Annotated in this window: 16 protein-coding genes; 7 read left to right on the forward strand and 9 right to left on the reverse strand. The window is 60.9% G+C overall.

Annotated elements, in window-relative coordinates; translation table 11 throughout:
* Positions 1-6 precede the first annotated feature (6 nt).
* Genes IZV00_RS15415 through IZV00_RS15425 form a run of 3 tightly spaced genes read right to left on the reverse strand, consistent with a single transcriptional unit; the run spans position 7 to position 3,079 of the window.
* Complete coding sequence (locus IZV00_RS15415; RefSeq protein WP_196227298.1) at positions 7-795, reverse strand: FAS1-like dehydratase domain-containing protein; 789 nt, start codon at positions 793-795, stop codon at positions 7-9.
* On the reverse strand, positions 792-1,913 hold the full coding sequence (locus IZV00_RS15420; protein ID WP_196227299.1) for a CaiB/BaiF CoA transferase family protein: 1,122 nt from the start codon (positions 1,911-1,913) through the stop codon (positions 792-794). Before IZV00_RS15420 ends, IZV00_RS15415 begins: the two co-directional genes overlap by 4 nt.
* Positions 1,913-3,079, reverse strand: a complete 1,167-nt coding sequence (locus IZV00_RS15425) for an acyl-CoA dehydrogenase family protein (protein WP_196227466.1) — start codon at positions 3,077-3,079, stop codon at positions 1,913-1,915. Before IZV00_RS15425 ends, IZV00_RS15420 begins: the two co-directional genes overlap by 1 nt.
* A gap of 165 nt (positions 3,080-3,244) precedes the next feature.
* Between IZV00_RS15425 and IZV00_RS15430 the strand changes: the two genes are divergently transcribed.
* The 6 genes from IZV00_RS15430 (at position 3,245) to IZV00_RS15455 (ending at position 10,477) form a co-directional block, all read left to right on the forward strand.
* Positions 3,245-4,201 (forward strand): chromate resistance protein ChrB domain-containing protein, encoded by a 957-nt coding sequence (locus IZV00_RS15430; RefSeq protein WP_196227300.1) that lies wholly within the window; start codon positions 3,245-3,247, stop codon positions 4,199-4,201.
* Complete coding sequence (gene chrA / locus IZV00_RS15435; RefSeq protein ID WP_196227301.1) at positions 4,198-5,601, forward strand: chromate efflux transporter; 1,404 nt, start codon at positions 4,198-4,200, stop codon at positions 5,599-5,601. Before IZV00_RS15430 ends, chrA begins: the two co-directional genes overlap by 4 nt.
* Before the next feature lie 440 nt (positions 5,602-6,041).
* Positions 6,042-7,322, forward strand: coding sequence for a CmpA/NrtA family ABC transporter substrate-binding protein (locus IZV00_RS15440; protein WP_196227302.1), 1,281 nt, complete (start codon positions 6,042-6,044; stop codon positions 7,320-7,322).
* Positions 7,323-7,337: 15 nt separating this feature from the next.
* Positions 7,338-8,303 (forward strand): nitrate ABC transporter permease, encoded by a 966-nt coding sequence (gene ntrB, locus IZV00_RS15445; RefSeq protein ID WP_196227303.1) that lies wholly within the window; start codon positions 7,338-7,340, stop codon positions 8,301-8,303.
* A gap of 15 nt (positions 8,304-8,318) precedes the next feature.
* Positions 8,319-9,122 (forward strand): ABC transporter ATP-binding protein, encoded by an 804-nt coding sequence (locus IZV00_RS15450; RefSeq protein ID WP_196227304.1) that lies wholly within the window; start codon positions 8,319-8,321, stop codon positions 9,120-9,122.
* Positions 9,123-9,205: 83 nt separating this feature from the next.
* The gene (locus tag IZV00_RS15455; protein ID WP_196227305.1) at positions 9,206-10,477 is read left to right on the forward strand and encodes an alginate export family protein; all 1,272 of its coding nucleotides are present in this window, start codon (positions 9,206-9,208) and stop codon (positions 10,475-10,477) included.
* A 109-nt stretch (positions 10,478-10,586) separates the two neighbouring features.
* On the opposite strand, the gene IZV00_RS15460 is transcribed toward IZV00_RS15455, so the two are convergent.
* From IZV00_RS15460 to IZV00_RS15475, 4 genes are all read right to left on the reverse strand, one after another.
* Positions 10,587-12,920: a heavy metal translocating P-type ATPase gene (locus tag IZV00_RS15460; RefSeq protein ID WP_196227306.1), complete on the reverse strand. Its 2,334-nt coding sequence runs from the start codon at positions 12,918-12,920 to the stop codon at positions 10,587-10,589.
* A gap of 242 nt (positions 12,921-13,162) precedes the next feature.
* The gene (gene fghA / locus IZV00_RS15465) at positions 13,163-14,005 is read right to left on the reverse strand and encodes an S-formylglutathione hydrolase (RefSeq protein WP_196227467.1); all 843 of its coding nucleotides are present in this window, start codon (positions 14,003-14,005) and stop codon (positions 13,163-13,165) included.
* A gap of 9 nt (positions 14,006-14,014) precedes the next feature.
* Positions 14,015-14,416: a VOC family protein gene (locus tag IZV00_RS15470; RefSeq protein ID WP_196227307.1), complete on the reverse strand. Its 402-nt coding sequence runs from the start codon at positions 14,414-14,416 to the stop codon at positions 14,015-14,017.
* Between the two features lie 33 nt (positions 14,417-14,449).
* Positions 14,450-15,562: an S-(hydroxymethyl)glutathione dehydrogenase/class III alcohol dehydrogenase gene (locus IZV00_RS15475; protein WP_196227308.1), complete on the reverse strand. Its 1,113-nt coding sequence runs from the start codon at positions 15,560-15,562 to the stop codon at positions 14,450-14,452.
* 102 nt (positions 15,563-15,664) lie between these two features.
* Between IZV00_RS15475 and IZV00_RS15480 the strand changes: the two genes are divergently transcribed.
* On the forward strand, positions 15,665-16,603 hold the full coding sequence (locus IZV00_RS15480; RefSeq protein WP_196227309.1) for a LysR family transcriptional regulator: 939 nt from the start codon (positions 15,665-15,667) through the stop codon (positions 16,601-16,603).
* 461 nt (positions 16,604-17,064) lie between these two features.
* Here the strand turns inward: IZV00_RS15480 and IZV00_RS15485 are convergent, their stop codons facing one another.
* Positions 17,065-18,273 carry a cytochrome P450 gene (locus tag IZV00_RS15485; RefSeq protein ID WP_196227310.1) on the reverse strand — a complete coding sequence of 403 codons (1,209 nt, stop codon included), beginning with the start codon at positions 18,271-18,273 and terminating at the stop codon, positions 17,065-17,067.
* Positions 18,274-18,374: 101 nt separating this feature from the next.
* Positions 18,375-20,018 (reverse strand): long-chain fatty acid--CoA ligase, encoded by a 1,644-nt coding sequence (locus IZV00_RS15490; protein ID WP_196227311.1) that lies wholly within the window; start codon positions 20,016-20,018, stop codon positions 18,375-18,377.
* Positions 20,019-20,039: the final 21 nt, after the last annotated feature.

Raw genomic sequence — 20,039 nt, forward strand, 5'->3', positions numbered from 1 at the left:
ATGAGGCTAGCGGGCCTCCACCCGCGCCTGCATGGCCAGCCCGCCCGCATGGTCGATAGCGGTCAAGTCGCACCCCGACAGCCCCAGCGTGAACGGCTCGCCCGCGAAAATCGGCCGCTGCGCACGGAAGGAGAAGCTCGCCACCTGCACGGCCGGAGTGTGACGCAGGAAATGATCCATCAACAAGGTCGCGACGAAGGGGCCATGGACAACTAGCCCCAGATAACCCTCGACATCCTGCGTATAGGGCAGGTCATAATGGATGCGGTGCGCGTTGAAGGTGAGAGCCGAGAAGCGGAAAAGCTGCACCGGATCAATCGTTACAACGCGCGCTACGGGCGGCGCAGGCGTCATAGTTTCGGGCGGCGGCGGAGCCCCATTCCGCCCGGCTTCGCGATAAACGATGTCCTGCTCTTCCTCGACGCAGACTTGGCCGTCCACCTTCAGCACGTGACGTAAGGTTACGAAGCGCATTCGCCCGGAGCGGCCCTGTTTGTCATTGACCGCGATCGCGCTCGTCTCACGCTCCACTTCGCTGCCGAGCATGATCGGCGCGAGAAAGCGAACGCGGCTGCCCGCCCACATCCGGCGCGGCAGGCCATCATCCTCCCGCAGCGGATGCCCATCCGGCCCGATACCGGACTGCCGCGCGTCCGGTGGAAACAGGAGCCAGTGCGCGAGTGGCGGCAATTCGCCCGGCCGCCATGGCGGTGTGTCATGATCCAGCAGCGCGGCGAGCAAATGTGCCTGCCGGGCCGCCGCTATGTCGGTGCGATGTTCGAACGCGTGGCTCACAGAAACTCCGCGCGGATCGGTTCATCATCACCACCCAAAGCCGGAACCGGCAGCGCGACCGCTTCCTCCCCCTCCCATCTTATGGGTGAGGCTGGCAAGGCGACTGGCCCCGTCGGCGTTTCGGCGGTGACGCGGCGAAGCTGGCTATGCCGCGACAGACCATCGACGCCGTTCAGCCGCGCCCACGCGGTGCCAGCCGCCTCCAGCCGAGTGATCAGCGCTTCCGGCATTTCGGCCGCAAAAACACGACCAACCAGCGCGTCCAGTTCAGCGCGATTGGCGCAACGCAACGTGTTGGATGCGTAGCGCGAGTCAGTCGCAAGAGCCGCGTCGCCCAGCACCGTGGCGCAGAATTTCGCCCATTCCCGCTCATTCTGGATCGACACCACGATCTGCGATCCATCGGCGGTCGGGAATGCACCATAGGGCGCGATCGAAGGATGCTTCAGGCCCGCGCGCGCCGGAGCCTTCCCACCATAATCATAGTGCAGCAGCGGCACCGTCATCCAATCGGCCAGCCCATCGAACAGAGACAGGGCGATGCCACGCCCCTTGCCAGTCTGCCCCCGCTCGATAAGGGCTTGCAGGATCGCCGCATGCGCGTTCATCCCGCAAGCGATGTCAGCAACGGAAACACCCACCCGCGCAGGCTCGTCAGGCGTGCCGGTAATACTCGCCAGCCCGGCTTCGCACTGGATCAGGAAGTCATAGGCCTTCATCCCCGCCGCTTCGCCGCTTTCGCCATAGCCGGTGATGTCGCAGGTGATGAGGCGCGGATAGCGGGCGCGCAGATCAACCGATCCGAATCCCGATCGCGCCGCTGCACCGGGCGCAAGATTCTGAACAAACACGTCCGCCTTCGACAGCATCCGTTCCACCAACGCCGCATCGGCCGGATCTTTGAGGTCGATCCGCAGCGACTGCTTGCCCCGATTGAGCCAGACGAAATAGGCGCTCTCGCCATGGACGACGGAATCATAGCCGCGCGCAAAGTCACCTTCCGCCCGTTCCAGCTTGATGACCCGCGCTCCCGCTTCGGCAAGACGGCTGGTGCATAGCGGCGCAGCCACCGCCTGCTCCAGCGAGACGACCAACAAGCCTTCCAGCACTTTGCTCATCAGAAGCTCTTCGGCAGGCCCAGCACATGTGTTGCCACATGGCTGAGGATCAGGTTCGTCGAAATCGGCGCGACCTGATACAGGCGGGTTTCGCGGAACTTGCGCTCAATGTCATATTCTTCCGCAAAGCCAAAGCCGCCATGGGTCTGGACGCACATGTCGGCGGCATACCAGGATGCTTCGGACGCCAACATCTTGGCCATGTTCGCCTCGGTGCCCGGCTGCACGCCCGCGTCGAACAGCGCTGCCGCTTTATCCACCATGGCAGCGGCGGCGGTCGTCTGCACATAGGCGCGCGCGATCGGGAACTGGATACCCTGATTCTGGCCGATCGGACGGCCGAATACCGACCTGTCCTTCGCATAGGCGCTGGCGCGGTCGATAAAGAAACGCGCGTCCCCGATGCACTCCGACGCGATCAGGATGCGTTCGGCGTTCATGCCCGACAGGATGTAGCGGAAGCCCTTGCCTTCCTCGCCGATCAAATTCTCCGCCGGAACGCGCAGATCGTCGAAGAACAACTCCGTCGTCGCGTGATTCAGCATTGTCCGGATCGGCCGGATGGTGAGGCCATTGTCCACCGCCTCGCGCATGTCGACCAAGAGCACGCTGATGCCGTCGGTGGGTTTGGCGCATTCCTCGCGCGGCGTCGTGCGCACGAGAAGAACCATCAGATCGGAATGTTCAGCGCGGCTGATCCAGATCTTCTGGCCGTTGACGACATAGTCATCACCATCCCGCTTGGCGAATGTCCGAATGCGGGTCGTATCAGTGCCGCTCGTCGGCTCGGTGACGCCGAACGCCTGAAGGCGCAGCTCACCCGACGCGATCTTGGGCAGGTAGCGCGCCTTCTGCTCCTCCGACCCGTGACGAAGGAGGGTGCCCATCGTGTACATTTGCGCATGCGCCGCGCCGCCGTTGCAGCCTGAGCGATGCACTTCTTCCAGCACCGCCGTTGCAGCAGCCAGCCCAAGCCCCGAGCCGCCATATTCTTCCGGGATCAGCACCGAAAGCCAGCCTTCGCTAGCGAGCGCGGTCACGAACTCCGTGGGATAGCGCCGCTCAGCGTCCAGTTCCTGCCAGTAGGCGCCGGGAAACCGCGCGCAAAGGCGACGGATGCCTTCCCGAATATCTGAAAACGTCTCTTCCTGTGCGGCAGTGCCCATTTCAGTCCCGATAAATGCGATTTTGTCAGACACTAACTGTCATCGGCCTGTGCCTAAAAGTACAGAAATCGCATTCAGCTATGCAAAGCCTGTATGCAAAGCATCCATATACGAGACATTGATATGTATATTTCATCAATTTCACTCGGATGATACATATGCATCATGAGTCGAACCGAGACCAGCCTGTGGCTTGCCCTTCTGCATCAGCTTCCCGCGAAGCCGCCCTATCTCCGGGTGAAAATCTGGCGGCGATTGCAAGCGATTGGCGCTGTTCCTCTCAAAAATGCCGTTCACGTCCTGCCGCGCTCGGCCGTGGGTGAAGCGGCGTTCCGGGAGCTTCTGACCGAGATCACGGAAAATGGCGGCGAAGCGACCCTCATCGAGGCCCGTCTGTTGGTCGGCCAGACCGACCTGGACGTGCGTACGCTGTTCGATACCGCGCGAGATGCGGATTATGACGAGATCGCGCAGGCCGCTCGCCGGTTGCTGGAAACGGGGCCGACCAGCGGCGCCGATATTGCCCGCCTGCAAAAACGGATGGAAGAGGTCAGCCGATTGGATTTCTTCGGCGCTCATGGTCGTCAGGACGCCGAGGCCGCGCTGGCGGAACTGGACCGCCAACGTTACCAGCATCCCGATGTGAGCCGAGCCGAACCGGCGGACACGCCACAGCCGGTCGACCTTATCGGCCGCACCTGGGTCACGCGCAGTGGCATCCATGTCGATCGCATCGCCTGCGCCTGGCTGATCCGGCGCTTCATCGACCCGGACGCCCGGTTCAAATTCGTCGACAGCCGCCATTATCATCCCGTCGAGGGCGAGTTGCGCTTCGACATGGTCGATGCCGAATTCACGCATGAAGGCGACCGTTGCAGCTTCGAAACGCTGATGTTGCGCGCCAACCTGATGAATGATCACGCGCTCGTGGCAATCGGCGAGATCATCCATGAACTGGACATTGGCGATGGTAAGTTCGCCCGGCCGGAAACGGCGGGCGTCGGCGCCATGCTGTCGGGCGTCTGCGCATCGACCGACGATGATCTCCAGCGCATCGCCAGCGCCAGCGAGGCGCTCAACCAGTTCCACGCCTATTTCAGCACCAGAAAGTCCGAGCGATGAGCAGCACCATCACCGATCTTCACGAAGGCGCCGCTGTTTCGCACGGAGATCATGGAATCGCCTTTGGAGAGGCCGTGCGCGTCTGGGCGCGGATCGCCGCGCTGAGTTTCGGCGGACCGGCAGGTCAGATCGCCGTCATGCACCGCATCCTTGTCGATGAGAAACGCTGGATCGGTGAGGAGCGCTTCCTACATGCACTCAACTATTGCATGTTACTGCCTGGCCCCGAGGCGCAGCAACTGGCGGCCTATATTGGCTGGCTGTTGTACAAGACCAAGGGCGGGTTGGTCGCGGGAGCCCTGTTTGTCCTCCCCGGCTTCCTGGCGATCCTGGCGCTGAGCTACATTTACGTACTGCTTGGTCATGCGCCGTTGATCGAAGGCCTTTTCTTCGGCCTCAAAGCCGCAGTTTTGGCGGTCGTCGTTCAGGCGGTTGTTCGCGTCGGCTCCCGCGCGCTCAAGAACAACGTCATGCGAGGCATAGCGGCCGCAGCTTTCGCAGCCATCTTCTTCCTGGGCGCGCCCTTCCCCGCCATCATATTGGCGGCCGCACTTGGCGGTTATATCGGCGGCCGGGCGGGCCTTCCCGCGTTCAAGGGCGGCGGCGGCCACGGATCGGGCCGCGGCAACATTGTCCATGACCGCGACACCGCACTTGGCGAAGGGCTGCCGTATCACGCCCGGCCGAACCTTTTCTGGTCGCTCAAGATTTCGGGGACCTTGCTGTTCCTCTGGCTTGCACCCGTTGTCCTGCTGTTCGTTTTCGCGGGACCCAACGATGTCTTCACCAAAATCGCGGCCTTCTTCAGCCAGATGGCGGTCGTGACCTTCGGCGGAGCCTACGCGGTTCTGGCTTATGTGGCGCAAGAGGCGGTAGGCACCTTCGGCTGGTTGCGCCCCGGTGAGATGCTGGATGGTCTGGGATTGGCGGAAACGACGCCCGGGCCGCTGATCATGGTCACGCAGTTCGTCGGCTTTCTTGCAGCATTTCGCGAATCGACCGGGTTGAATCCGCTCGTGGCCGCAACGCTGGGGGCAATCCTCACCACCTGGGTCACGTTCGTGCCCTGCTTTCTTTGGATATTCGCGGGCGCGCCCTTTGTTGAAGGGCTGAGAGGGAACCGGGCACTTTCGGCGTCGCTTGGTGCGATCACCGCCGCCGTGGTCGGGGTTATCCTGAATCTAGCGCTGTGGTTTGCGATCCATACCCTGTTCCGTGAAGTACGGCCGATCCATCTCCTGGGCAGCAGTTTCGATATGCCCGTTTTGGCGTCGCTGAACCTTCCGGCGCTTGTTTTGGCAGTGGGCGCAGCGATCGCCGTCTTCCGCTTCAAAGTCGGCATGATCCCGGTCCTGTTTACGTGCGCTGGCTTGGGGGCGGCCTATATCCTCCTCGTCTGAGCGGAAGGCGATCAAGCGGCGGCTGATGTCCCGCTGGCGACCAAGCGAGCGGGCTTGCCCTATATCTCAATAGGCCTATTTCGCTTCTCGGACCATTGGCCAAAATAAATTTGTGCAGCGCAAAAAATTGCTTGCGACTCGAATGAATCGATGACAGCTTGCTTTTGATCGGAGCAGGGGCGCTTCGATCCATAGGTTGAGCCGGGCCGATGACGGCAGGGTTCAACTTCGATCCTGGAATGGATCTGCACGGCAATGACGCCGCCCGGATAGGTCGATTGACCTGTATCCAGGCGGCTTTTTTATTGGTTTTCCGCTGGCGGCCTAGATGCTGCCGGGCGGCTCTCAACATCATCTTCAAACGCCGGAACGCATTTCCGGCGACGGCTGGCTGCGCCCTTCGTGCATCGGAAGCGCTCAACAGGGAAGGAATTTAGGGAATGGCAGAGGTGGACAATCCGAATGGCGTCAGTCGGCGCGGGCTGCTCAAGACAACCGGAACTGCGGCCCTGTTTGCCGCAGTGCAGCAGGCATTTCCGTCTGGCGCCTTTGCAGCTGGGGTCGGGCCGGAAGTCACCGGCGCCAAGCTCGGCTTCATCGCGCTGACGGATGCGGCGCCGCTGATCATCGCCAAGGAACTGGGCTTCTTCGCCAAATATGGCATGCCCGACGTGCAGGTGGCGAAGCAGGCGAGCTGGGGCGCGACGCGCGACAATCTGGTGCTGGGCAGCGCAGGCGGCGGCATCGATGGCGGGCATATCCTGACCCCCATGCCCTATCTGCTGACGCTGGGCCGGATCGGCAAGGCAACGCCGATGAGCATTCTTGCCCGCCTCAACGTCAATGGTCAGGGCATTTCAGTGTCCAAGGAATATCTGGGCGCCAAGGCCGATCTCAACGCCGCCAAGATGAAGGGCGTGATCGCGCAGCGCAAGGGCGCGGGCAAGAAGATCACCATGGCTATGACCTTCCCCGGCGGCACGCATGATCTGTGGATACGCTACTGGCTGGCGGCGGGCGGCATCGATCCCGACAAGGATGTGGAACTGATCACCATTCCGCCGCCGCAGATGGTTGCGAATATGAAAGCCGACACGATGGATGCCTTCTGCGTGGGCGAGCCGTGGAACGACCAGCTGGTCGCGCAGCAATTGGGCTACACCGCCGTTTCGACCGGCCAGATGTGGATGAACCATCCCGAAAAAAGCTTTGCGATGCGTTCCGACTGGGTCGCCAAATATCCGCGCGCGGCGGTCGCGATCACGGCGGCGGTGCTGGAGGCGCAGCGCTGGGCCGACAATCCGAACAATGTCACGCGACTTGCCGGGGCGATCGCGGGCCGCGATTATCTGAAATGTCCGATCACCGACATTGCCGACCGTTTGCAGGGAAATTTCACCATGGGTGACGGGCGGAAATATCCCAACGCGCCGTTCAGGATGAAGTTCTGGAATGGCTATGCCAGCTTCCCTTACAAAAGCCACGACCTGTGGTTCCTGACCGAGGAGCAGCGCTGGGGCAAGCTGCCCATGGCGCTCGACACCAAGGGTACGATCGCCAAGGTCAACCGATCCGACATCTGGCGCAAGGCGGCCGCGATGCTGGGTGGCAAGGGTCCGGCCAGTGACAGCCGCGGTGTCGAGAAATTCTTCGACGGCAAGACATTCGATCCCGCCAATCCCAAGGCCTATCTGGCCAGCCTGGCAATCAAGCGCGTCTGATTGAGGGAGAACGCCATGGCTTCACCATCATCCAACGGCAAAAGCGTACCGTCGGCTTCGGCCGCCGGTGCCGCTACAGCCGCTACCGAATTGGGGGTCATCCTGCCCTATCCCGAAGAAGCGATTGCCCGCCGCAGTTTCGAACCGGTCGCGGCGCCGGAACATCCGCTGGTAAAGGCGGCGCGGGCCGTGGCCGCCAATGTTCTGCCGACGCTGGTGATGCTGGTCGGGTTGCTCGCCTTCTGGCAGCTGCTGTGCAGCTCGCCCGACGCGACCTTCCCCAGCCCGCTCAAGGTCTGGCAGGAAAGTCATGAGGTGATCGTCCCTCCCTTCAAGGGCGTGGACATTGGGTTGACCCATTTCAGCATTCAGGACGGCGGCGATGTCGGCATTGCCGGGCATGTGCTGACCAGCCTCAGCCGTGTGCTAATCGGTTACAGCCTGGCCTCGGTCGTCGGCGTGGCGTTGGGCATTTTGATCGGGCAGAGCATATTCGCCTTCCGGGCGTTGGATCCGCTGTTTCAGGTGCTGCGGACGGTGCCGCCCCTGGCTTGGTTGCCGATCAGCCTCGCCATATTCCAGCAGGCGCAGCCTTCAGCGATCTTCCTGATCTTTATCACCGCGATCTGGCCGGTCATCCTGAATACCGCCGCGGGCGTACAAACCCTTCCGGCGGCCTATCGCAATGTCGCAAAGGTGCTGGCGCTCAACCCGATCGAATATTTCACCCGCATCATGTTGCCCGCCACGGTGCCGCATATGTTCACCGGCCTGCGCATCGGCGTGGGCATGAGCTGGCTCGCGATTGTGGCGGCTGAGATGGTGCAGGGCGGCACCGGCGTCGGCTTCTTCATCTGGGACAGTTACAACAGCTCGCTGCTGACCGACACCATCGTCGCGCTGATCTGGATCGGGCTGGTGGGCTTCGCGCTGGACCGCATCGTCGCCTTTGCGGGCCGCATCATCGGCCGCGCAGGCTGAACAAGGGAGGCGTTCATGAAACAACGCAGCTATCTCGCGCTAGAGGGTATCACGGTCGAATTTCCGACCAAGGCGGGACGCTTCTGCGCGCTCGACGGGATCGATCTGGAAGTCGACAAAGGACAGTTCGTCGCGCTGATCGGCCATTCTGGCTGCGGCAAGTCGACCCTGCTTAATGCCGTGGCGGGCCTGGTCAAGCCGACGCGCGGCGCCATCTTTCTCGACGGGGAAGTGGTGGACGCGCCGGGGCCGGATCGGGCCGTGGTCTTTCAGGACCATTCGCTGCTGCCCTGGCTGACGGTCGAGGAAAATGTGCGGCTGGCGGTCGACAAGACGGCGCAGGGCAAGGGCAAGGCCGAACGCAAGGATTGGGTCATGCATAATCTGGAACTGGTCCAGATGGCGCATGCCGCCGCCAAGCGGCCAGGCGAGCTTTCGGGCGGCATGAAACAGCGCGTCGGCATTGCCCGCGCCATCGCCATGAACCCCCGCGTATTGCTGATGGACGAACCGTTCGGCGCGCTCGACGCATTGACGCGGGCGGCGTTGCAGGATGTGGTCATGGATTTGCAAGCCCGGCTCAACAACACCGTGCTGATGATCACCCATGATGTTGATGAAGCGGTGCTGCTGGCCGATCGGGTGGTGATGATGACCAACGGCCCGGCGGCGCGCATCGGCGAGGATCGCTCCATCGCCCTCGCCCGGCCGCGCAACCGGCTCGAAGCCATCGATACGCCCGAATATGCCGAGGCGCGATCGGCCGTCATCCACTTCCTGCACGAGCGCTACCGCAATCCGGCAACGCTCGCGGCCTGAGATTTCACCAAAATAGTCCAGCTTGGAGAGGATGCCCTGAATAGGCCGAAAAAGGCCATCGGGAGCAATTTTAAGGGGGATTTATGGGTAGAATTTCATTTCTGTTGTCGGCAACGGCCCTGACTGCCATCGCGGGACCGGCGCTGGCGCAGGACATTGTGTTCAAGCCGATCATTGAGGCGCGTCTGCGGTACGAGACGGTGGATCAGGAGGGTCCTGCGCCGCTGACCAGCAGCCGCGATGCCGATGCGGTGACCGTGCGTCTGCGCGCGGGCGGCGAGATTTCCAAGGGGCCCTTCGCCTTTCTGGCTGAAGGGGAAGGCACGCTGGCAATCGACCAGGATTATAATAGCGGCGTCAATGGCAAGGCGCTCTATCCGGTGGTGCCAGACCCGGAAAATGTCGAGCTGAACCGCCTCCAGTTCCAGTATCGCACGAAGCCGTTAGTGGTGACCGTCGGCCGTCAGCGGATCAATCTGGACGATCAGCGTTTCGTCGGATCAGTCGCTTGGCGCCAGAATGAACAGACGTTCGATGCCGTGCGGGTCGAATATATGGGCGTCAAAAATCTGAAGGTCGATGTGACCTACGCGATTTCGGCCCGGACCATCTGGGGCATCGACGGCGGCAAGTTCGGCGCGACCAACCGGCCGACCCAAATCGACGGCGACGATATTTTCGCCAATGTTTCCTACAAGACCAAATATGGCACGCTGACCGGCTTTGCCTATCTGGTCGATGAGGATGAAGCCGTGGCGGCGCTGCGCCGGAACAGCAGCCAGACCTATGGTGCGCGGTTCGCGGGCGCGATGCCGCTGTCGAAGAAGGTGAAGCTCAGCTACCTCGCCAGCTATGCGCATCAAAGCGACTATAGGGGCAATCCGGTTGATTATTCGGCGGATTACGCCGCTGCGGAACTGGGTTTGGATGTCGCTGCATTCAAGCTGACCGGCGGTTATGAATTGCTCGGCTCAGATGCGAGCGCGACGGGGATCGCGGGCGGCTTCGCTTTCCAGACGCCCTTCGCGACGCTGCACAAGTTCAACGGCTGGGCCGACAAGTTCCTGACGACGCCAGGGACAGGCATTCAGGACTATTATGCGGGCGTCGGCTATACCGTGCCCAAGATCGGCAAGGCGGGACCGCTCGTCGCGTCCTTCACCTATCATCATTTCAGCAGCGACCGGCTGTCGATCCATTATGGCAACGAATATAATGCGCAGGTCACGCTGAAGCTCGACAAGCATCTGAGCGCGCTCGTCAAATATGCCGATTATGATCGCAAGGGTGCCGCCAGCTTCACCGGCGACGCTGACACGAAAAAATTCTGGGCGCAGATCGACTACGCGCTCTGAACAGATAGCTGACCATTTCAGGCGCGCGACTTCTGGTTCGACCGACATCCCCGTGAGCGAGTTTCGTGAAAAGCCGGGGCGCAAGGTTGGCACAGAGCGCGCGCCATGCTCATAGAGTTTGCCTGTTCAGCCTCAGAGCATTGGTGACGACGCTGACGGATGACAGCGCCATCGCCGCCGCTGCAATCATGGGTGAAAGGAGGATGCCGAATAGTGGGTAGAGCAGGCCCGCCGCGATCGGGATGCCGGCAGCATTGTAGATGAAGGCGAAGACCAGGTTTTGTCGAATGTTCGACATCGTGGCCCGACTAAGGAGGCGGGCGCGAACGATGCCGTTGAGATCGCCCTTTAGCAGTGTCACGCCCGCGCTCTCGATGGCGACATCGGTTCCAGAACCCATAGCAATGCCGACATCGGCGGCAGCGAGGGCTGGCGCGTCGTTCACGCCATCACCCGCCATGGCGACTACCCGGCCCTCATTTTTGAGTTTGGTGATGACCCCGCTCTTCTGATCTGGCAGCACGTCCGCCTCGACCTCGTCGATCCCCAGCCGTGCCGCCACCGCACGGGCCGTGGTCTTGTTGTCGCCTGTCACCATCACGACGCGGATTCCCTCCTTACGCAGCGCGGCGAGCGCTTCCGGCGTCGTCTGCTTGACGGGATCTGCGATGGCGATAATGCCTGCCGCTTCGCCGTCCATACCAACGAAGATCGCGGTCGCGCCGTCCCTCCGCAGATCGTCAGCGGCAGCGGCAAGCACACTTATATCGACGCCCTGATCATCAAGAAATGGAGCGTTACCAAGGACAATCCTGCGCCCTTCGACGATGCCGGTCGCTCCGCGTCCGGTCGGAGAATCGAACGCGCTGACCTCAGGCAAGGCCATCGACCGAGCGCGGGCGGCTTCGACAATGGCATGAGCAAGCGGATGCTCCGAAGCCCGTTCGACCGAGGCGGCGAAGCGTAGCAACTCGGCCTCCATCTGGCCCGCAGTCGGCACTATCGCAATCACGGCCGGGCGCCCTTCCGTAAGCGTGCCGGTCTTGTCAACGACCAGTGTGTCGACCTTCTCCATATGCTCCAGCGCCTCGGCGTTCTTGATGAGGACGCCCAAGCCCGCGCCCCGGCCGACGCCGACCATGATCGACATCGGCGTTGCCAGACCCAGCGCACAGGGGCAGGCGATAATGAGCACTGCCACCGCCGCCACGAGACCGTAGGCGAAGCGTGGCTCCGGCCCCCAGATACCCCAACCGGCAAAAGCAAGGACGGCGACGGCGATGACGACCGGCACGAACCAGCCCGAAACCTGATCGGCCATGCGCTGAATCGGCGCGCGCGAGCGCTGTGCCTCGGCGACCATCTGCACGATGCGAGCCAGCATCGTGTCGCGGCCAACCTTGGTCGCCACGACGACAAGCGCGCCGGTCTGGTTGAGTGTACCGCCAATGACGCAGTCGCCCTTGGCCTTGGTGACCGGCATCGATTCTCCCGTCACCATGGACTCGTCGAGTGATGAACGTCCGTCCTCGACAGTCCCATCTACGGGCACCTTTTCGCCCGGTCGCACCCTAAGACGGTCACCAACGCCGACGAGATCGAGACTGACCTCCTCGTCCTCGCCATTTGCGAGCAGACGGCGGGCCGTCTTGGGGGCAAGGCGGAGGAGTGCCTTGATCGCACCTGAGGTTCGCTCGCGCGCGCGCAGCTCAAGAAGCTGGCCGAGCAGGACGAGGATAGTGATCACCGCCGCTGCTTCGAAATACACAGCCACCGTACCATCGGCATTGCGGAAGGCCGGAGGGAACAGCTCGGGGGCCAGTGCGGCGACCATGCTGTAGGCCCATGCGACACCCGTGCCCATGGCAATCAGGGTGAACATGTTCAGGTTGCGGGTCTTGAGCGAGGCCCATCCCCGCGTAAAAAACGGCCATCCGGCCCAAAGCACGACGGGCGTCGCCAGCACTAGCTGGATTCCCGTTGAAACCGCCATGGGCACGAAATGATGAAGAGCGGGAAACAAATGCCCGCCCATTTCAAGCACGAACACGGGAAAGGCGAGGATGAGGCCAATCCAGAAGCGACGTGTCATGTCAGCCAGTTCCGGACTAGGGCCGCTCTCCGCACGCGCCATTTCCGGTTCGAGAGCCATGCCGCAGATCGGACAGGCGCCGGGATGATCCTGTCGCACGTCCGGGTGCATCGGGCAGGTCCAGATCGTGCCCTCGGGGTTTGCGTTCGGGACGGGCGGCGCTTCGCCAATATAGCGCAGGGGATCGGCCGCGAATTTTGCCTGGCACTTGCTGCTGCAAAAATAGAAAGTCTTGCCGCCATGCTCGGCGCGACGCGCCGTGCCATGCGGATCGACCATCATACCGCAGACGGGATCGCGCACGTCCTGCTCCACCTTGGAGGCGTGATGATCGTGACGGGCTTGGTCCATCTCGGCTCCTCGTCTGATCTACGTCCCTGCTTTTCGACACCATGTTGATGTCAATAGGCCAAGGCGGGAGCTTTGAATGCTTGACGTAGGGTGGTCGTATCGGGGACGCACTACGGCACTATATCATATCGCGCGCATGGCTGACGATCGACGTCGCAGCATCTCTCGACCATGCAGCCGGACTGTGTCGAAGCGGAGCACTTATTCCACATCGAATATCGGTTGAACTATCTGCCGTTCATTTATGAACAGCTCAATCGTGCCGCGTGCCAATGGAGATGATCCGTCATGAAGGTGGAAATGAAATAATAGCTGTGATCATAGCCCTCGCGCATGTTGAGGGTGAGATCGATGTTCGCTGCGGCGCAGGCGTCCTTCAACAGATGCGGGCGCAGTTCCTGATCCAGAAACGTGTCTGCCCCGCCTTGGTCTACCAACAGCGCGCTGACCCTGGCGCCATCCTCGATCAGGGCGACTGCATCATGCTTTCGCCACGCTTTGCGGTCGTTGCCGAGATATCCTGACAAAGCCTTTTGGCCCCAGGGCACCTGACTTGGGGCAACGATGGGGGCGAAGGCTGAGACTGCCGCATATCGTTCCGGGTGGCGCAGTCCGATGGTCAAGGCACCATGGCCGCCCATGGAGTGGCCCATGATCGACTGCCGGGTCATATCCGCAGGGAAGTTATCCGCGATCACTCGCGGCAGTTCGTCCGTGATATAGGACCACATCTGATAATGGCGGTTGTATGGAGCCTCGGTCGCATCAACGTAGAAACCCGCGCCAAGGCCAAAGTCATAGGCGCCCGCCGGATCGTCCGGCACATCATCGCCGCGCGGCGATGTGTCCGGCGCTATGAATATTAGGCCAAGATCAGCGCATGCGCGGCGAAACTCGCCCTTTTCCGTCACATTTGCGTGGTTGCAGGTCAGCCCGGACAGATACCACACGATCGGGAGCTTGCTTCCCTCTGCCTGTGGTGGGACGAAGACCGAAAAGGTCATCTCTGTTCCGGTCGTGCTCGACGCGTGCTTGTACACGCCTTGCACGCCTTCGAACGAACGGTTCGCGCTGACCTGCTCTATACCCATTGATCAGTTGTCGCCCGTAAAGCTGTATGCGCAAATCTTGTTGCCCGCCGGGTCGCGAAGATAGGCAGCATAGGCGCCGGGCAAGTGCTGGCGAGGGCCAGCGGCACCTTCGCAAACGCCTCCGGCCGCCAGACCGGCAGCATGGAAGGCGTCAACCTGACCCGGCTCCTGCGCCGCAAAGCCGATCGTCACGCCATTGCCGGAAGGCGCTTCGCCATTGCCGGGGCGGAGAACCAGAAAGGCGGGCTTATCCTTGCCGTAGAGAACCGCATTTTCTCCGAACGGGCCGAGATTCTTGACGCCCAGAGGCGCCAGCGCAGCATCGTAGAAAGCCGAGGAGAGCGCGAGGTCATTGGCGCCAACACAGGCGTGCGAAAACACGCCGTCACCGGAGATAACTGCCATCTGGATATTCCTCTCTCTTTTAAATCGGTGTTTTCAGAAAAGAACCACGGAGCGGATGCTTTCACCCGCGTGCATGAGGTCGAAGCCCTTGTTGATTTCTTCGAGCGTCAGAAGATGCGTGATCATCGGGTCGATCTGAATATGCCCGTTCATGTACCAGTCGACGATCTTGGGGACATCGGTCCGGCCCTTCGCGCCACCGAAGGCCGTCCCCTTCCAGACCCGGCCGGTGACGAGCTGGAACGGGCGGGTGCTGATTTCCTTGCCCGCTTCAGCCACGCCGATAATGATGCTTTCACCCCAGCCGCGATGGCAGCATTCCAACGCGGTGCGCATGACTTCGGTGTTGCCGGTGGCATCGAAGCTATAGTCGGCCCCGCCATCCGTGACCTCCAGGATCTCCGCCACGGTTTCGGCGCGCGACAGGCCCCTGCTGTTGATGAAATGGGTCATGCCGAACTTGCGGCCCCATTCCTCACGGTCGGCATTGATATCGATGCCGATGATCTTGCCCGCGCCCACCATCTTGGCGCCCTGGATCACATTGAGGCCGATGCCGCCAAGGCCGAAGACGACCACATTCTCGCCCGCCTTCACCTTTGCGGTGTTGACGACCGCACCGACCCCGGTGGTGACGCCGCAGCCGATATAGCAGCTCGACTGGAACGGCGCGTCTTCCCTGATTTTCGCTACGGCGATTTCCGGCAGAACCGTGAAGTTGGAGAAGGTCGAGCAGCCCATATAGTGAAAGATCGGCTGTCCCTTGTAGGAAAAGCGGGTTGTGCCGTCGGGCATCAGCCCCTTGCCCTGGGTCGCACGGATCGCGGTACACAGGTTGGTCTTGCCCGAAAGACAGCTTTTGCACTGGCGGCATTCCGGAGTGTAGAGTGGGATGACGTGATCGCCGGGCTTTACGGACGTTACGCCTGACCCGACCTCTCGAACTATCCCGGCCCCCTCATGGCCAAGGATCGAGGGGAAGATGCCTTCGCTGTCGAACCCATCGAGCGTGTAGGCATCGGTGTGACAGATGCCCGTCGCCATGATTTCCACCAGTACCTCGCCAGCCTTGGGGCCTTCCAGGTCCAGCTCCACGATCTCAAGGGGCTTTTTGGCTTCGAAAGCGACGGCGGCGCGGGTTTTCATTCGATTTCCTCGATCCAAAATGACATAGCGCCTCTTAGCACTAGGCCAATAAGGCGATAATAGGGTTTTTTCTCAATACACTATTGTGTAGGAGGGATAGTTATGTCGTCCTGGGACGGGTTCGACGAATTTCTCGCGGTGGCGTCCACCGGGTCGTTCACACGCGCGGCGCAGTTGATCGGCATGTCATCGACGCATATGAGCAGATCGATCATGGCCCTGGAACGCCGCGTCCAGGCTCAACTGTTCCATCGGACGACGCGGCGGGTAAGCCTGACCGACACGGGCCGCATCTTCCTCGAACGATGCGAGCGGATCGCGCAGGAGAGAGATGAAGCGGTCGCGATGATCGGTGAAGAGGGCGTGCCTCAAGGAGAGTTGAAGGTCACCTGCTCGACCGCGATGGGGGAACGTTTTGTTGCGCCCATCATCCGCCGCTTTGCGATGCACCATCCCAAGCTGAACGTTACCATCGACCTTACCAACCGAGTCGTCGATCCCATTTCAGAAGGATATGACCTCGCAGTTCGTACCGGCAAACCGACAGACAGCCGGTTGATCGCAATAGAGGTTGCGTCACGGACTCTCTACACCTGCGCAGCGCCCAGTTATCTCGCCAGACACGGGACACCCCACAGCATCGAGGAACTGGACCGCCATGAACATATCATCGGCACCAACCCGCTATGGCGCTTTGCGGACGCTGGGCAGGAGATACTTCATCGACCGAGGGGCCGTTTTCGGTGCAACAGCGGGCAAGCCGTTATCGACGCTTGCATTTCCGGTCTCGGCATCTGTCAGCTGCCGGACTTTTACATCCTTCCCTACCTTCGGCATGGTATGGTCGAGATAATTCTGGAAGATTATCGAGCGAAGGACGAACCGATCTGGGCGGTATATCCACAGCGTAGACACCTCTTGCCGAAAGTCCGAACTGTAGTGGAATGCCTTCAACATGAGCTGGCCACAGCCATGCATCCTCCACGCGGGCGTCAGGTGAATGACGAACGGCCTCGCCAAGGCATGACGGGTCCGGAGTAAATTGCGGCCTTGGTGATGGAACGTTTAAATCGAAACTTCAGTATATTTACAAACGTTCATTTATATGTATATGCTGCGGTCGTTCGCGCTCGTCAGGCGCTTGAGCATCCCTCTGGGCAAACCACGTTTCAGTGAGAAATTCGATGTTCGGAAAATCTGAGATCAATGGTTGTAAACGTCTGAAGAAAGTCAGCCCGCATACGGTTGATCTCATGCAATCAGAAGATTTCGTCCTGACAGACGAGTCTTTGAATCAGGTATTTGGCATAAGTTACAACACCTGGAGGAAGATCATGAGAGGCGAACCTGTCAGATCCTCCCTCGCCGACAGGCTGGAGAACCGGGTGGCAGCCAAATCAAATGGCTGCGCGGTTCGGTAAGCTGACAATCACAAAGAGTTGCCCCAGATCGTCTGACTGAATCTGGGGCGAGGTGGCATGCCGGCAGGCGCGCGAAGCCGTTTAGTCGAGATACAGCCTGAGCGCCTGACTGATGAAGGCGCGCGACCGATCCGTGGCGTCAAACACGGAATCCCCCGCCATCTCGATCCGCTTGACCCGACTTGCGATGACATCGAAGATAATCTCGGCTCCGATCCGGGCGATGGCGGTCCCGGCGCAGGCGTGCGGCCCAATGCCGAAACTGAGCGGCATGGCCTTGGCCGGGCGATTGAGATCCACCTCATCCGGACTAGGAAAAACGTCAGGGTCGCGATTGGCCGAATTGAGCAGAAATCGAACCGGCGTGCGTTCCGGGATCAGCGTGCCCAATATCTCGACCGGCTCCGTGGTGTTCCTTATGAATGACAATTCCGCAGGGAACAGGCGAATGATCTCATTCAGGATCGCGCGTCGCTTTTCCGGTTGCTCGCGATACATCTGGTAAAGGTCAGGATGTTTCGCGAAATATTCGAGGGCCGCACCGATCAGATAAGATGGATTGTGCGCGCCAGACCCCCAGAATAGCGAAAGCGTCTGGATCATCTCCTCGCGTGTGATCTCTCCCTTTTCTTCCGCTTCGATCAGCGCATCGGCAAGCCCGGTACCGGGATTTTCTTTCTTGTAAGCGATCAGATCCATCACACGAGACCGCAAATAGGCAAAACCCTTCGCCGCAATCTCGTCGTCCTTCGCGGTGGCGACCGAACTGATCCCTCGCATCACGTCAAGCATCGCGCCCACCGCGGATTCCGGATCATCGGTGGGCAGTTGGAGCGCGTCACACATCAGCGCGTGGGTCGGGATCATGCCAAGCTTGTGATGCCCGTCGATCACCTCGCCATCTTTATATTCATCCAGCGCCTCGTTGACCGCCCTTTCAGCGGCGGCGGCATATTGCCTGATCAGCGGAGGCGTGAACCATTTGGCCGTCCGGCCACGCAGCGCGACATGCGCCGGACCTTCCCTGCTGAGCATCGTATCCCCAAAGCCCGCCGTGAAGGCATTTTCCGGCGCGTCCTCCGGCTCCAGGATAGTGAGTTCGGGCAAGCGACCATATTTGACGATATCATGGTAGCGTGACACGACATAGGTGCCGTTCGGCAGCCGATGCAATGGACGCTCCTTGCGCAGCCGTTCAAACCAGGGATAGGGATTTTTGACAAATTCAGGGTCGCCAAGTGGCAGGAACTCGTCCTGCGCCTTGGCTAGATCGTCCTGGATGTGAACCACTTTCTGCTCCCCAGCTACTCTTCCAAAATATACGAACATCCGTTGTCCACATCATGCCAGCGGCCCGCCGCAAGCATGTGAGGAAAGGCGGACATGCCAGTTCAGACCGGACCTGACCCGGTTTCCACGGATGGGCTTTCCGCTCTGGCTTTTGCATGGTCTTCCCGCAACCGCGCCTTGAAGACTTTGCCCGTAGCCTGCCTTGGGATGCTGTCTACGAGGACCGCCTCATCGGGAATCCACCATTTTGCGCACTTGCCAGCGAAATAGGCGATAAGGTCGGCCGGGTCCGGTCGACAGTCAGCGCGAGGAACTACGACCAGCAGCGGCCTTTCGTCCCATCGTGGATGCGGGATACCGATGACAGCCGCTTCCGCAACATCGGGATGAGACGCGGCGATATTTTCCAGCGCGATGGAACTGATCCATTCCCCGCCGGACTTGATGACATCCTTCTCGCGATCCACGATTTCGACATAGCCAGCGGGATCGACGACGGCGATGTCGCCGGTCGGTAGCCATCCATCGCGCGCGGCCTGGATCGGAGGACCATCGCCGTTATAATAGCTGGACGTTACGCTGGGGCCACGGATTTGCAGGCTGCCGAAAGTCTTCCCATCCCAGGGAGCCTCCTCCCCGTCCGCATCGACGATGCGAATATTGAACGGGTAGGGAGTGCGGCCCTGCTTTCCGAGCATGACGCGCCTGTCTTCATTGTCCAGATGATCCCAATCATGGGGAGCGTTGAAAAGACCACCAGCACTGGTTTCGGTCATCCCCCAGCCATGGCAGGTCTGGACGCCGTATTTTTCCTCCAACGTCTTGATCATCGATGGCGTGGGAGCCGTCCCGCCGACGATAACCCGCTCAAGCGAGTCGACGCGTTCGTCCTGCGCTTCCAGAAACTGGATCAGGTCGCTCCAGATCGTGGGCACCCCTGCGGCCAGCGTCACCTGTTCCGTGCTGATTAGTTCGAACAGGCTGCGTGAATCCAGAGCGCTGCCCGGGAGGACGAGCTTCGACCCGTTCATCGCCGCAGCAAAAGGCAGCGTCCACGCATTCACATGATACATGGGAACTATGGGAAGCAGGCTGTCCCGGCGCCGGACCGCGAACCAGTCAATGCCCGAAATCACCAGCGATTGCAGCACGACCGAGCGATGGGAATAAAGGACTCCTTTGGGGGCGCCCGTGGTGCCTGAGGTATAGCAGAGCGCCGACCCGGTTCGTTCGGGGATCACCGGAAAGTCGAAGACAGGGGACGCTGCTTCGACCAGTTCGTCATAAGGCAGAAGCCCGGCAGCGTCCCCGTCGTCCGACCCCATGACGACAATGTGACGAACATTTTTCAGGCTTCCCCTGATCTGTTCAACTAGCGGAACGAATTGCGGCTCGACCAACAGGACCTTGTCCTGCGCGTGATTGATGATGAATTCGACCTGTTCCGGGAACAGCCGGGGATTTACGGTATGGATGATCGCGCCCATGGCGGGGACGGCGAAATACACCTCCAGATGCCTCAAGGAATTGGTGGCCAGAGTGGCGACCCGGTCTCCGGCAACGACGCCCAGGGCAGTCAGCGCATTGCACAGTTGCCGCGAGCGATTGAGAACCTGCGAATAGGAGCTGCGCACGATGCTGGCGTCGGGCTGGCGCGACACGATTGCGCGATCCCCGTGAAATCGATCCGCATGCAGCAGGATAGAGCCTATCGTCAGCTCAAAATCCATCATCGTCCCGATCATCTACAGCTCACATTCTTCCAC

The organism is Sphingobium sp. Cam5-1 (genome assembly GCF_015693305.1).
Lineage (GTDB): Bacteria > Pseudomonadota > Alphaproteobacteria > Sphingomonadales > Sphingomonadaceae > Sphingobium.